This window comes from Hydrogenophaga sp., from assembly GCF_028698005.1.
Classification (GTDB): domain Bacteria; phylum Pseudomonadota; class Gammaproteobacteria; order Burkholderiales; family Burkholderiaceae_C; genus Hydrogenophaga.
Genome location: NZ_JAQVEJ010000074.1, coordinates 1 through 13,618, shown reverse-complemented (window position 1 = coordinate 13,618; position 13,618 = coordinate 1). Strand labels below are relative to the sequence as shown.

The 13,618-nt window shown below is 67.8% G+C and carries 11 protein-coding genes; 2 read left to right on the top strand and 9 right to left on the bottom strand.

Annotation, left to right across the window (positions count from 1 at the left end; all coding sequences use genetic code 11):
* The 8 genes from PHQ87_RS09075 to ccsA all read right to left on the bottom strand — a co-directional run.
* Positions 1-224, bottom strand: a 224-nt coding sequence (locus tag PHQ87_RS09075; RefSeq protein ID WP_300233217.1) for a hypothetical protein, incomplete at its 3' end; no start/stop codon positions are given.
* Positions 225-417: 193 nt separating this feature from the next.
* Positions 418-1,557, bottom strand: a complete 1,140-nt coding sequence (locus PHQ87_RS09070; RefSeq protein WP_300233215.1) for a ribonucleotide-diphosphate reductase subunit beta — start codon at positions 1,555-1,557, stop codon at positions 418-420.
* Positions 1,558-1,700: 143 nt separating this feature from the next.
* A complete protein-coding gene (locus PHQ87_RS09065) occupies positions 1,701-4,586 on the bottom strand; it encodes a ribonucleoside-diphosphate reductase subunit alpha (RefSeq protein WP_300233213.1) in 2,886 nt (961 codons plus the stop codon).
* Positions 4,587-4,943: 357 nt separating this feature from the next.
* Entirely contained in the window at positions 4,944-5,528 is a 585-nt protein-coding gene (gene ampD / locus PHQ87_RS09060; protein ID WP_300233211.1) for a 1,6-anhydro-N-acetylmuramyl-L-alanine amidase AmpD, read from the bottom strand.
* A complete protein-coding gene (locus PHQ87_RS09055) occupies positions 5,525-6,994 on the bottom strand; it encodes a sigma-54 dependent transcriptional regulator (RefSeq protein ID WP_300233209.1) in 1,470 nt (489 codons plus the stop codon). The genes ampD and PHQ87_RS09055 overlap by 4 nt, the downstream gene beginning before the upstream one ends.
* A 21-nt stretch (positions 6,995-7,015) precedes the next feature.
* A complete protein-coding gene (locus tag PHQ87_RS09050) occupies positions 7,016-8,680 on the bottom strand; it encodes an ATP-binding protein (protein WP_300233207.1) in 1,665 nt (554 codons plus the stop codon).
* Positions 8,681-8,873: 193 nt separating this feature from the next.
* Positions 8,874-9,113 carry a PP0621 family protein gene (locus tag PHQ87_RS09045; protein WP_300233205.1) on the bottom strand — a complete coding sequence of 80 codons (240 nt, stop codon included), beginning with the start codon at positions 9,111-9,113 and terminating at the stop codon, positions 8,874-8,876.
* Positions 9,114-9,126: 13 nt separating this feature from the next.
* The gene (ccsA, locus tag PHQ87_RS09040; protein ID WP_300233204.1) at positions 9,127-9,903 is read right to left on the bottom strand and encodes a cytochrome c biogenesis protein CcsA; all 777 of its coding nucleotides are present in this window, start codon (positions 9,901-9,903) and stop codon (positions 9,127-9,129) included.
* Between the two features lie 159 nt (positions 9,904-10,062).
* Between ccsA and ffh the strand changes: the two genes are divergently transcribed.
* A complete protein-coding gene (gene ffh / locus PHQ87_RS09035) occupies positions 10,063-11,433 on the top strand; it encodes a signal recognition particle protein (RefSeq protein ID WP_300233202.1) in 1,371 nt (456 codons plus the stop codon).
* A gap of 45 nt (positions 11,434-11,478) precedes the next feature.
* Positions 11,479-12,093 carry an energy-coupling factor ABC transporter permease gene (locus PHQ87_RS09030; RefSeq protein WP_300233200.1) on the top strand — a complete coding sequence of 205 codons (615 nt, stop codon included), beginning with the start codon at positions 11,479-11,481 and terminating at the stop codon, positions 12,091-12,093.
* A gap of 293 nt (positions 12,094-12,386) precedes the next feature.
* Here the strand turns inward: PHQ87_RS09030 and mdoH are convergent.
* Positions 12,387-13,618, bottom strand: a 1,232-nt coding sequence (mdoH, locus tag PHQ87_RS09025; RefSeq protein ID WP_300233198.1) for a glucans biosynthesis glucosyltransferase MdoH, incomplete at its 5' end; no start/stop codon positions are given.

Here is a 13,618-nt window from a genome sequence, read left to right as displayed (position 1 = left end):
GCTGCCTTCTTGGCCGGTGCTGCCTTCTTGGCCGGAGCCGCCTTCTTGGCCGGTGCTGCCTTCTTGGCCGGTGCTGCCTTCTTGGCCGGTGCCGCCTTCTTGGCCGGTGCTGCCTTCTTGGCCGGTGCTGCCTTCTTGGCCGGTGCTGCCTTCTTGGCCGGTGCCGCCTTCTTGGCCGGTGCCGCCTTCTTGGCGGGTTCGGCCTTCTTCTTCGCAGTTGCCATTGTGTTCTCCTTGATCAAGTTGCTATGGGCACTTCACACGGCAGACGGCCATGGAAGTGATTCAAGACCCTGCCGGTGAATGGCTGCAGCCATGGGTACCGGCAAGGCGCTGAATCCTGTGGCAAAGCCCTGCCGCCGGACACCGAGGTGTCGGTTGCAGGGCCTGGCATGGAGCGGGTTCATGGGTGGGTGGTCAATCCCAGGACAGGGCTCCGCCGGACTGGTACTCGATGACACGGGTTTCGAAGAAGTTGCGCTCCTTCTTCAGGTCGATCATCTCGCTCATCCAGGGGAAGGGATTTTCCTCGTTGGGGAACAGGGGCTCCAGGCCGATCTGCGTGGCGCGCCGGTTGGCGATGTAGCGCAGGTAGCCCTTGAACATGGAGGCGTTGAGGCCCAGCACGCCGCGTGGCATGGTGTCTTCGGCGTAGCGGTATTCGAGTTCGACGGCTTTTTCGAACAGCGCCTTGATCTCGGCCTTGAACGCGGGGGTCCACAGGTGTGGATTTTCCAGCTTGATGGCATTGATCAGGTCGATGCCGAAATTGCAGTGCATCGACTCGTCGCGCAGGATGTACTGGTACTGCTCGGCCGCACCGGTCATCTTGTTCTGGCGGCCCAGCGCCAGGATCTGCGTGAAGCCGACATAGAAGAACAGGCCTTCCATCAGGCAGGCGAAGACGATCAGGCTCTTGAGCAGGGTCTGGTCGGCCTCGGGCGTGCCCGTGACGAAGCCCGGGTCCATGATGGCGTCGATGAACGGAATCAGGAACTCGTCCTTGTCGCGGATGGAGGCGACTTCGTTGTAGGCATTGAAGATCTCGCCTTCGTCCAGCCCCAGCGATTCGACGATGTACTGGTAGGCGTGCGTGTGGATGGCCTCTTCGAACGCCTGGCGCAGCAGGAACTGGCGGCACTCGGGCGCCGTGATGTGGCGGTAGGTACCCAGCACGATGTTGTTGGCGGCCAGCGAATCGGCGGTGACGAAGAAGCCCAGATTGCGCTTGACGATGCGGCGCTCGTCCTCGGTCAGGCCGTTCGGGGACTTCCACAGCGCGATGTCGCGGCTCATGTTGACTTCCTGCGGCATCCAGTGGTTCGCGCAGGTGGCCAGGTACTTCTCCCAGGCCCACTTGTACTTGAACGGGACGAGCTGGTTGACGTCCGTGTGGCCGTTGATGATGCGCTTGTCGGCCACATTCACGCGGCGGTGCGGCGTTACCGGAGCGGTCGGCACCGTGGTGCGGTCGGTTGATACACCCGGCGTCGTTGGCGCGTGGGGCATCAAGGCAGGCTTGGCAGTGGGCGTGGCGTGATCGTCCCAGGTCAGCATAGGTCCATCCAATTCAACGGATTATCGAAGTGTCGGCATGAAAAGCAAAGGAAGACGGCCTGCGCGCAGTCTTTTGTGTTGCTGTGTCGCATCGCATGCATGCATGGGGACATGACATCAGGCGCATCGCGCAGGCCTTTCTCTCACTGGCAGGCCTCGCAGCCCGGATCGTCGATGGCGCAGAACTTCACGTCGGTGGCCGGTTCTGCTGCGGCGGACACTGCCATCGGCGTGTCGGTGGGCGTGACCGAGACGGCATTGAGCTGACCGGTGCGACCGGTGGATTTCTCGGCCTGCGTCGCGGACGTGGTGCGCAGGTAGTAGGTGGTCTTCAGGCCGCGCAGCCAGGCGAGCTTGTAGGTGTCATCCAGCTTCTTGCCCGAGGCGCCAGCCATGTAGATGTTCAGGCTCTGCGCCTGGTCGATCCACTTCTGGCGTCGCGCGGCGGCCTCGACCAGCCACGCGGGTTCCACCTCGAAGGCCGTGGCGTACAAGGCCTTGATGTCCTGCGGCACGCGGTCGATCGGGTGCAGCGAACCGTCGAAGTGCTTGAGGTCCATCACCATCACGTCGTCCCACAGGCCCAGGCGCTTGAGGTCCCTGACCAGGTAGGCGTTGATGACGGTGAACTCGCCCGACAGGTTGGATTTGACCGAGAGGTTGCCGAAGCACGGCTCGATCGACGCATCGACGCCGACGATGTTGGAGATCGTCGCCGTGGGTGCGATGGCCACGCAGTTGGAGTTGCGCATGCCGTCCTGCGCGATCTTGCGGCGCAGGGCATCCCAGTCCAGCGCGCTGGAGCGGTCCACCTCGACGAAGCCGCCGCGCTCGCGTGTCAGCAGGTCCACGGTGTCGGGCGGCAGAATGCCCTGGTCCCACAGCGAGCCGCGGAAGCTGCTGTAGCGGCCGCGCTCGCGCGCCAGCTCGGTCGAGGCCCAGTAGGCGTAGTAGCAGATGGCCTCCATCGAGCGGTCGGCGAACTCGACGGCCGCGTCGCTCGCATAGGGGATGCGCAGTTCGTACAGCGCGTCCTGGAAGCCCATCAGGCCCAGGCCGACAGGGCGGTGGCGCAGATTGGCGTCGCGCGCCTTCTTCACCGCGTAGTAGTTGATGTCGATCACGTTGTCGAGCATGCGCATCGCCGTGTTGATCGTCTGCTGCAGCTTGGCGTGGTCGAGCTGGCCATCCCGGACATGGTTGAGCAGGTTGACCGAGCCGAGGTTGCACACGGCCGTTTCGGTGTCGCTGGTGTTGAGCGTGATCTCGGTACACAGGTTGGACGAATGCACCACACCCACGTGTTGTTGCGGCGAGCGCACGTTGCAGGCGTCCTTGAAGGTGATCCAGGGATGGCCGGTCTCGAACAGCATCGAGAGCATCTTGCGCCACAGGTCGACGGCCGGGATCTTCTTGGAGGGCTGGATCTCGCCACGGGCGGCCTTTTCCTCGTAGGCCACGTAGGCGCGTTCAAAGTCGGCGCCGAACAGGTCGTGCAGATCCGGCACGGAGGAGGGCGAGAACAGCGTCCAGTCACCCTTGTCCATCACGCGCTTCATGAACAGGTCCGGGATCCAGTTCGCGGTGTTCATGTCGTGCGTGCGGCGGCGATCGTCACCGGTGTTCTTGCGCAGCTCCAGGAACTCCTCGATGTCCAGGTGCCAGGTCTCCAGGTAGGCGCAGACCGCGCCCTTGCGCTTGCCGCCCTGGTTGACCGCCACGGCCGTGTCATTGACCACCTTCAGGAACGGCACCACGCCCTGAGACTCGCCGTTGGTGCCCTTGATGTGGCTGCCCAGGGCGCGCACGCGCGTCCAGTCATTGCCCAGACCGCCGGCGAACTTGGACAGCAGGGCGTTTTCCTTGATGGCCTCGTAGATGCCGTCGAGCTCGTCCGGCACGGTGGTCAGGTAGCAGCTCGACAGTTGCGAGCGGCGCGTGCCGCTGTTGAACAGCGTCGGCGTGGACGACATGAAGTCGAAACGGGAGAGCACCTCGTAGAACTCGATGGCGCGCGCTTCGCGGTCGATTTCGTTGAGCGCCAGGCCCATGGCCACACGCATGAAGAACACCTGCGGCAGCTCGATGCGGGTCTTGCGCACGTGCAGGAAGTAACGGTCGTACAGGGTCTGCAGGCCCAGGTAGTCGAACTGCAGGTCGCGCTCGGGCTTGAGGGCGGCGGCCAGGCGTGGCAGGTCGAACTGCAGCAGCCGGTCGTCGAGCAGCTCGGCCTCGACGCCCTTCTTGATCGCCTGGGGGAAAAATTCGATGTAGCGCTGGGACCGCTCGGCGGCGGGCACGTCCTCGCCCAGGACTTCCTTGACGATGGTGTGCAGCAGCAGGCGGGCGGTGGCGTAGGTGTAGGCCGGGTCCTTCTCGATCAGGGTGCGCGCGGCGAGGATGGCGGCCTTGTAGACCTCTGCCATCGGCACGCCCTCGTACAGGTTGCGCTTGGTTTCGGCCACGATGGGCTCGGCCCGGACGTCCTGGCCCAGGTTGGCACAGGCCGCCTCGATGAGCGTGGTCAGGCGGGCCACGTCGAGCGGCATGCGCTGGCCGCCATCGGTCACGTGCAGGACGGCCTCGGCCGGCTGGGGGGCCTGTGCGGCGGCCTGGCTGGCGCGCTCCTGGGCGCGGCGCTCGCGGTACAGCACGTAGGCCCGGGCGACCTCGTGGTGGCCGCTGCGCATCAGGCCCAGCTCGACCTGGTCCTGCACGTCCTCGATGTGGAAGGTGCCGCCGCCCGGGCGCGAGCGCATCAGCGCGCGCACCACGTTCTGCGTCAGGGTGTCCACCGTCTCGCGCACGCTGGCCGAGGCCGCACCCTGTGTGCCATGCACCGCCAGGAAGGCCTTCATCAGGGCCACCGCGATCTTGCTGGGCTCGAAATGCACCACGGCACCATTGCGGCGGATGATCTGGTAGTGGGTGAAGACCGATGCCGTACCGCTGCTGTCCGCAGAGGCACCCACGGCGGCGCTGCGCATGGAGACGGAGAGTTCGGGGGTGGTGGACGGTGTGGTCTGCATGATTCCTCTTTCGTTTGTTCTGTGGGGGCGTGGCGTGGCTGGCAGGGTGGGCGCAGGCGATGGTTGCCAGGGTGGCAACCGGCTGGCCAAGCATGGTTCCGGCCCGGCACCCGCTGCGCAGGGCACACTATATCTGGTGTTCATGGGGGCTTCAAGCCACTACCGGTAGTGTTTTGGACAATCCGCCGGCGGGAATTTCGCGTCATAAAAAACCGGCCGGCGCACCATGCCGGGGCATGCTGGTCAAGGCCGCTTCAGCGCTGGGATGGCCAGAGGAATGCGCCGTGTGGTGCGGCCTGCAAACCGAAAACGGGCTGCAGGCCGCGCCGATCCTGCGGTTGCGGCGCGCGAGAAAGGTCAGGCGACCGAGTTGCCGTTTGTCGTCACGCCGGGCGGAAAGCAGGCGAGTGGCCAGCCCAGCAGCCGCTGCAGGCGCGGCCAGTCGAAGCCGTTTCCAGGGTCGTGCTTGCGGCCGGGCGCGATGTGCTCGTGGCCCGCGACGTGGGCAATGGGAAAGCGCCGGGCAATGGCGTGGCACAGCCGCGCGAGCGTGGCGTACTGCGCGGCCTCGAACAGGCCACCTTCCAGACCTTCGAGCTCGACGCCGATGGAGTCGTCATTGCAGCGCTCGCGTCCCCGCCAGCACGAGGCGCCGGCGTGCCAGGCGCGCGCGTGCATGTCGGCGAACTGCACCAGCGAGCCGTCGCGCCGCACGAGGAAATGGGCCGATACCCTGATGCCGCGGATCTGCTGGAAATAGGGGTGGGCGTCCCAGTCGAGGCAGTTGGTGAACAGCCGCTCGACCGCGTCACCGCCGAAGACACCGGGGGGCAGGCTGATCGAGTGGACCACGATCAGGTCAACCTGCGCGCCCTCGGGCCGCTCATCGACGTTGGGCGACGGGCAGCGGCGCGCCCAGCCGAGCCAGCCGCCAGCGCTCATGCGTCGTCGTCTCCGGGCATGACGATGCCCAGGCGCTGGATGCGGTAGCGCATCTGGCGCAGGTTCAGACCGAGCCGTTGCGCCGCGGCCGTGCGGTTGAAGTCGGCCTCGCGCAAGGCCCTGACGAGCACCTGGCGTTCCTGCTCGTCGAGGTAGCTTTGCAGATCGGTCGGGATGTCGTCCGGCGCCTCGGTGGGTGGGTCGTCGGACGGTGCCTGGTTGGCGGCAGGCGGGGTGGGCGTCCCGGCCGGCGGTTCATCGGCGGCGGAGGGAGCGCCGAAGTCGCCGGGCTCGAGCCGGTCACCCGTGCCCAGCGCGAGGGCACGCTGCAGCAGGTTCTCCAGTTCGCGCACATTGCCGGGCAGATCGAGATCCTGCAGCCAGGCCATGGCCGGTGCCGACAGGGCCGGGGCCGGTCGGCCGGATTCCTCGCTGAGGCGCCGCATCAGCGTCTCGACCAGCTCGGGCAGGTCCTCGCGCCGTTCGCGCAGCGCCGGGATGCGCAACTCGATCACGTTGAGGCGGTAGAACAGGTCCTGGCGGAATTCGCCGTCGCGCACCATCGTGGCCAGGTCGCGGTGGGTGGCGCTGACGATGCGCACGTCGATCACCTCTTCCTGCACGCTGCCCAGGGCGCGCACGCGCCGCTCCTGGATCACGCGCAGCAACTTGGCCTGCATGGACAGGGGCAGATCGCCGATCTCGTCGAGGAACAGGGTGCCGCCGCTGGCCGCCTGAAAATAGCCCTCGCGATCGTGATGGGCACCGGTGTAGGCCCCCTTGCGCGCACCGAAGAACTCGGCCTCGATCAGGTTGTCGGGAATGGCGCCGCAGTTGACCGCCACGAATGGCCCGGCGGCCCGGTGGCTGCACTCGTGCACGGCGCGGGCCACCAGCTCCTTGCCGGTACCGGACTCGCCCAGGATGAGCACGGGCGCCATGCTCGTGGCCACTTTCTCGATGCGCGACTTGATCCGGGTCATGGCCTCGGACGAGCCGGCAATGCGTGCCAGGGCACGGATCCCGCCGGGCGGCGGTGGTGCCGTGGCGAGCACCGTGGCGAGGGCATCGGCCCCGGGGAGGGCGCAGACCGGCAGCCGGCGCTGGCTTTGCTGGGCGGCGGCGACGGCGGCACGCAGCTGGCGCAGGTCCACCGGCTTGGTCAGGTAGTCGAACGCACCCGACTTCAGGGCTTCGACCGCGTTTTCGGCCGAGCCATAGGCGGTGATGACGATGCTTTTCTCGGGTCGCTGTGCCTGGGCCAGCTCGCGCAGCAACTCCAGCCCGAGCCCGTCGGGCAGGCGCATGTCGGTGATCAGCACGTCGAAGTGTTCGCGCTCGATGATCTCGCGTGCCTCGGCCAGGTCGGCCGCAGAGCTGACGCTGTGGCCCTCGCGCAGCAGCGTCAGCTCATACAGGGTCCGCAGATCAGGTTCATCGTCAACCACGAGGATGCGGGCGGGCATGGACGTCAAACTCTCAGGCTCTCAGGGATTGAACTGGCTGGGCCGGGCCAGGCGCGGTGCGGCAGACATCGAATCCTGCGGCAGGAGGGAGCGATTGCGCTGCGCCGCTTGCCGGGGCAGCGGTTGGGTGGTGGGCATGAGCACGTAGAACTCGTTGCCGTCCTTGAGGTCGAGCGCGCTGCGCTGGTAGGCGATCTGGGCGCCGTAGCGCTCGCACAGCTCGCGGCACAGGAACAGGCCCAGACCGCTGGAGCGGCTCTCGGACGAGAAGAAAGGCTCGAACAGGTGTTTGAGCACGCCGGCCTCCAGCGGGGGGCCGTCGCTCCAGACCGACAGCCGGATGCGGTCAGGGCCGGCCGGCTGTGAAATGACGCGGATCGAGGAAGGATGCCCGCTGGCATGGCGGCGCGCATTGTCCAGCAGGTTGACCATGAGACGGCGCAGGTGATCGGGGTCGAAGCCGATGTGCGCACCATCGGCATGCGTGTGCACCCCCAGGAGCTGGCCGGCTTTGTTCTGCCGGACCCACTCGGACGTGATCTGCCGCAGTGCCGGGTCCAGCGGCACGGACAGGGGCGGGCCGCTGTCCGGGGACGATTGTGCGCGGGCCACATTGAGGATGTCGTCCACGATGCGTGCCAGGCGGCGGGCGTTCTCGTCGATCATCCGCGTCAGGCGCTTCTGGCCGGCGTCGGCCACCTCCTCGTCGAGCAGGGCGTTGGCCTGGGAGATGGCCGACAGCGGGTTGCGGATCTCGTGGGCGACGGCGGCCGACATGCGGCCCATGGCGGCCAGTTTCTCGGTGCGCACGCGGGCCTCGATTTCGCGCAGGTCTTCCAGGAACACCACGCACAGGCCCTGGCCGTCGCCATGGGTGCGGGTCAGGCGACTGCGACCGAACAGGCGGTGCGTGGTCAGTTCATCGACGTGCAGCTCCAGCTCGGCTTCGAGCGGCTGGCCGAGGGAGAAGGTCTGGCCGACCAGGTGCGCCAGCGCCTCCCAGCCGGCCCGGCCCGACAGCAGCAGCCGGGCACCCTTCGGGTAGGCATCGCCCATGAGCATGCGCTGGGCGGCCGGATTGGCGTTGCGCACCACGCCGTCGGCGTCGGCCACCAGCACCCCTTCGCTCAGGCCTTCGATGATGAGTTCGTTGACCTGTGCCTGCGCGCGTGCGGCCGCCTGGCTGCTCTGGGCCACGGCTTCCTCGCGGGCCAGCCGGCGCGCCAGGTGGTTGGCCAGGACGGCCATGATGAAAAAACCGATGCCCGACAGACCCGCCTGCAGGATGCCCGAGGTCTGGCCGTTGCCCGAAAGGGCCGACAGCAGCGTGGCCTCCAGCAGCAGGTAGATGGTGACGCACGCGGCCGTGGCCAGGCCGATCATCATCGGACCGAGGATGGCCGCCAGCAGGACGGGCAGTGCCAGCAGCGGTGTGTAGTTCAGGCTGCCGTGCTGGAAATGCTGCAGCACGCCCACCGCGAGCAGGTCCACGCCAATGGTGAACAACCACTGGCCGCGGCGCAGGTGGCGCAGGTCGGACGGGCGTACCCACCGCAGGGCGACCAGGGCCAGGCCCAGGTGCAGGACGTTGATGGCGATCAGCCACGCCGGGCCGCCGGTGTGCGTGAGCAGGACGAACACCTGCATGGCCACCAGGACGCTGGCCACAATGACCCGGGCCAGCATGAAACCACGCCAGATGCGTGTGAACGCAGGGTGCGATGGCGTCCGTCCCCGGCGGGATCCGGACCAGCCCGAGAGCCCTTCAAGGCTGGAATACCACGACCCCGGAAAGGCCGACATGGTCTCCGTCCTGCTCATGCGAGGTGAACGCGCGGGCGGCAGCCGCGCTGCGCGGGCCGTGGCGTGAGGGGCAACGTCATGCCGGAGGGTCCTCCAGACGGCGGTGGCCGGCACAGCAGTACCACCCGTGGGCCCCCTGGATGGCCTCGGTCTGGGGCAGGTGCGTGCCGCAGTGGCGACAGGCCACCATGGGCACCGGTGCCGGAGGGGGCGGGGGCGCGCGTCGCGGCTGCCGTTCGGCCTGCTCCTGGCGCCGGTCGTTGCGCCAGACCCAGAAAGCCACCAGCACCACAGCGAAGACGAGCAGGTATTTCATCGTGCGTCTGGCGTCAGCCGCCCCGGTGCAGGATCACTTCAAGCACGAAGCGCGAGCCGACGTAGCCCAGCAGCAGGAAGCCGGCACCGAGGTAGAGCGTGCGGATGGCTGTGCGGCCACGCCAGCCCAGGCGCCAGCGGCCCAGCAGCAGGATGCCCACGGTCAGCCAGGACAGCACCGAGAAGATGGTCTTGTGGTTCCAGACCCAGCGCTCGTTGAGGCTTTCGGAAAACCAGCCACCGGCCAGCAGGGTTGCGGTCAGCAGCACGAACCCGGCGGTCACGAAGCGGAACGTCAGGCGCTCCAGCGTCAGCAGGGGCATGGTGGTGTCGTCCGTTTGCCCCTGGCGCATGGCTTTTTCGGTGCGCTGCATCAGCCAGGCATGCACCACGGCCGCGGCGATCAGGCCATAGCAGGCGATGCCCAGCGCCCAGTGCAGCGGCAGCCAGGGCGAGCGCAGGCCGGGGTAGGGCTGACCGGGAAATGCCATGGCCAGCAGCATGGCCACGGTGCCCAGGCCGGCCAGGCCCCAGCGCACGCGCAACTGCGGGTAGAGCTGGCTTTCCAGGGCGTAGACCGTCAGCACCAGCCAGACCGTGACCGACAACGCAGGGCCGAAGCCGAAGCGCGGCGGCTCGGCGAACAGGCCTTGCAGCAGGGCCAGCAGGTGCAGCACCCACACGCACAGCAGTGCCCTGCGCGAGGCCACGGGCGACAGGCGCTGGTAGGCATAGGCCAGCAGGGCATAGGCCAGGGCGGTGGACAGCGAAAGGGCGGTCAGGTGCGGCATGGGAAAGGGTGACAGGGACGCGGACCCGCCTGCCATGCCAGAAGGCACGCGGGCTAGAATCTGACCACAGTTTAACGGCCCGTGACTGTATCCGTGCCGCCCCGCGGCAGCAACGGGCACCACCAGCGCCGACCCGGCCTCACCCTGCACCGAATCCCCATGGCATCTGCTCTTTCCGAACGCCTGTCACGCATCGTCAAGACGATGCGCGGCCAGGCACGCATCACCGAGGACAACGTCACCGAGATGCTGCGCGAGGTGCGCATGGCCTTGCTGGAAGCCGACGTGGCCCTGCCGGTGGTGCGCGACTTCATCGCGCGGGTCAAGGCCAAGGCGCTGGGCCAGGAGGTCGTCGGGTCGCTGACGCCCGGCCAGGTGCTGGTGAGCATCGTCAACCAGGAGCTGGCTGCCACCATGGGCGACGGGGTGGCCGACATCAACCTCGCCGCGCAGCCGCCGGCGGTGATCCTGATGGCGGGCCTGCAGGGCGCGGGCAAGACCACCACCACCGCCAAGCTGGCCAAGCACCTGATCGAAAAGCGCAAGAAAAAGGTGCTCACCGTCTCCGGCGACGTTTACCGGCCGGCGGCCATCGAACAGCTCAAGACCGTCACGGCACAGGCCGGTGCCGAGTGGTTCCCGAGCTCGACCGACCAGAAACCGCTGGACATCGCGCGTGCGGCGCTTGATTACGCGAAAAAGCACTATTTCGACGTGCTGCTGGTGGACACGGCCGGTCGCCTGGCCATCGACGAGGCGCTGATGCAGGAGATCAAGACCCTGCACGCCGCGCTGAACCCGGTGGAAACGCTGTTTGTGGTCGATGCCATGCAGGGCCAGGATGCGGTCAACACCGCCAAGGCCTTCAAGGAGGCACTGCCGCTCACCGGCATCGTGCTGACCAAGATGGACGGCGACTCGCGCGGTGGCGCGGCGCTGTCGGTGCGCCAGGTCACCGGCGCGCCGATCAAGTTCGCCGGCGTCTCGGAAAAAATCGACGGCCTGGAGGTGTTCGACGCCGAGCGCCATGCCGGCCGCATCCTCGGCATGGGCGATATCGTGGCCCTGGTCGAGCAGGTCACGGCCGGGGTGGACATGGCCGCGGCGCAAAAGCTCGCGGCCAAGGTCAAGAGCGGTGACGGGTTCGATCTGAACGACTTCCTCGATCAGTTGCGCCAGATGAAGAAGATGGGGGGCCTTTCCAGCCTGATGGACAAGCTGCCGGGCAACCTGGCCGCCAAGGCCAGCGAAGCCGACCTGTCCCGCGCCGAGAAGGACATCCGGCGCAAGGAGGGCATCATCTGCAGCATGACCATGGCCGAGCGCCGCAAGCCCGAGATCATCAAGGCCGCGCGCAAGCGCCGCATCGCCGCCGGTGCCGGCGTCCAGGTGCAGGAAGTCAACCGCCTGCTCAAGGAATTCGAGCAGATGCAGGGCATGATGAAGAAAATGAAGGGCGGCGGCCTGATGAAGATGATGAAGCGCATGGGCGGCATGAAGGGGATGCCCAAGCTGCCCGGCATGGGTTGACGCAGGTCAAGCGTCTGTGCGCGGACGGCGGGATACTCGCTGCCGATGTGGTTCTCTCTCAATCTGATCCTGGCGCTGACGGCGCTGGGCGTGGCCGCCTGGTTGCGGCCCTGGCGCATGTTGCGTGGCCCGTTGCTGACGCCGGCGCTGGCGGCGGTGGTCCTGTTGCCCTGGGTCTGGCTGCTGCCGCAGAAGATGCCCCAGGGCTTGCAGGTGCAACTGTCGGGGGCCTGCCTGCTGGTGCTGATGCTGGGGTGGCCGCTGGCCGTGCTGGTCCTGTCGGTGGTGTCGCTGCTCGTCTGGCTGGTGGGGCAGGCCGGAGTCGGGCCGGTGCTGCAGCAGGGGGTGTGGATCGGCCTGGTGCCGGCGACCCTGGCCCTGGGCGTGGGCGCTGCGGTGCGTCGCTGGCTGCCGGCCAACATTTTCATCTACACCCTGGGCCGTGCCTTCATGGGCACGGCACTGTCGATGTTCGTCGCCGGCCTGCTGCTGGAGGGCCTGTCCTCGCTGTCCGGCCAGCCGCCGCGCGAGCAGGCACTGGTGGCGCGCTGGCTGATGGCCTGGGGCGATGCCTTCCTGACCGGCATGTTCGCCGCCATCTTCGTCGCCTTCGCCCCCCAGTGGCTGGCGACCTGGTCGGACCGAAGGTATCTGAAGTAGCTCCCCCCTGCGCCGCTGACGCGGCTTCCCCCCTCTCTGGCGCGCCGCTGCGCGGCGCTTGGAGGGGGGACGCACCCTACGGCCCGGCAAAGCCGGTTCCGTGGGTGCCCACGACGTTGGCGCGCTTGGGTAGCGAATGTATGGGTGGGGTGACTCGCATCGCGTGATACAGCGTCAAGCCCCAGGGCACCGTGGAACCGGCTTCGCCGGGCCACTGGTGCCGTCCCCCCTCCAAGCGCCGCGCAGCGGCGCGCCAGAGAGGGGGGAAGCCGCGTCAGCGGCGCAGGGGGGAGTCACGCATACTTCCAGGCCCGGCGCAGCACGGCGGGCGACCAGGATTCCTCGGGGATGAGCAGCCATCCCTGGGCACGCATCTGGCGCCCCAGCGCCACACTGGCCATGCCGACCGTCAGCGGTGCGGCCAGCAGCAGCGGCAGCAGCACCGGGTAGGCCCAGGGCAGCGCGCTGGGCATGGTCATTGCCAGGGTACTGGCCACGGCGGCCGTGCCCAGCATCACCGGTGCGTAGTGCGCCACCGCATCGCGCCAGGCCACGCCGGCGGCCTCCCGCGGGGGCGACTTCCATTCGAGCCTGAGGCCGGTCAGGGCCACGACCACGAACAGCGAGTGGGCGACCATGCGGATCGGGGCCAGCAGCAGGGCCATCACGCTTTCCGCCAGGGCGCTGCGTGCGAGGTTGAGGCCGCCGCCGAAGGCGCGCTGCTCGCGGCGCAGGAACACCGCGATCACCCCGAGCACACGGGGCAGGAACAGCAGCGACAGTGTCCAGGCCCACAGGCTGGCGCGTTCGGCCAGGCTGGCGTGCCAGTCGGTGCCACTGGCGCTGTCGAGCACCAGCATGGTGGTGCCCAGGGCCATGAACAACAGCCACAGCGGGGCCGACAGGTAGGACATGGCGCCGACGCCGAACATGAAGCGGTGCACACGGTGGATGCCGGGCTCGGCCATCAGGCGGGCATTCTGCAGATTGCCCTGGCACCAGCGGCGGTCGCGCTGCAGCTCGCTGATCAGGTCCGGCGGCTGCTGCTCGTAGCTGCCCTGCAGGTCGGACACCAGCCAGACCTTGTAGCCGGCACGGCGCATCAGCGCGGCCTCGACGAAGTCGTGCGACATGATGCTGCCGGCCAGGCCGCCACGGCCGCGGATCGGCGCCAGCGCGCAGTGGCGCATGAAGGGCTCGATGCGGATGATGGCGTTGTGGCCCCAGTAGTGCGATTCGCCGAGCTGCCAGAACTGCATGCCGAGCGTGAACAGGCGCCCGGTCACGCGGGCAGCGAACTGCTGCGCGCGGGCGTGCAGCGTGGCGTGGCCGATGGCCTGCGTGGCGGTCTGGATGATGCCGGCATCGGGGTGGGCTTCCATCAGTTGCACCAGCGAGACCAGGCAGCGGCCGCTCATCACGCTGTCGGCGTCGAGCACGACCATGTAGCGGTAGTTGCGGCCCCAGCGGCGGCAGAAATCGGCCACGTTGCCGGCCTTGCGGTGGGTGCGGCGCTGGCGCAGGC

Bases quoted from the DNA above. Each gene is read 5' to 3' on its own strand.
- ampD (WP_300233211.1), bottom strand. From the start codon at position 5,528: ATGAGCGCTGGCGGCTGGCTCGGCTGGGCGCGCCGCTGCCCGTCGCCC.
- ccsA (WP_300233204.1), bottom strand. From the start codon at position 9,903: ATGCCGCACCTGACCGCCCTTTCGCTGTCCACCGCCCTGGCCTATGCC.
- ffh (WP_300233202.1), top strand. From the start codon at position 10,063: ATGGCATCTGCTCTTTCCGAACGCCTGTCACGCATCGTCAAGACGATG.
- PHQ87_RS09030 (WP_300233200.1), top strand. From the start codon at position 11,479: ATGTGGTTCTCTCTCAATCTGATCCTGGCGCTGACGGCGCTGGGCGTG.
- PHQ87_RS09045 (WP_300233205.1), bottom strand. From the start codon at position 9,113: ATGAAATACCTGCTCGTCTTCGCTGTGGTGCTGGTGGCTTTCTGGGTC.
- PHQ87_RS09070 (WP_300233215.1), bottom strand. From the start codon at position 1,557: ATGCTGACCTGGGACGATCACGCCACGCCCACTGCCAAGCCTGCCTTG.
- PHQ87_RS09065 (WP_300233213.1), bottom strand. From the start codon at position 4,586: ATGCAGACCACACCGTCCACCACCCCCGAACTCTCCGTCTCCATGCGC.
- PHQ87_RS09055 (WP_300233209.1), bottom strand. From the start codon at position 6,994: ATGCCCGCCCGCATCCTCGTGGTTGACGATGAACCTGATCTGCGGACC.
- PHQ87_RS09050 (WP_300233207.1), bottom strand. From the start codon at position 8,680: ATGCTGGCCCGGGTCATTGTGGCCAGCGTCCTGGTGGCCATGCAGGTG.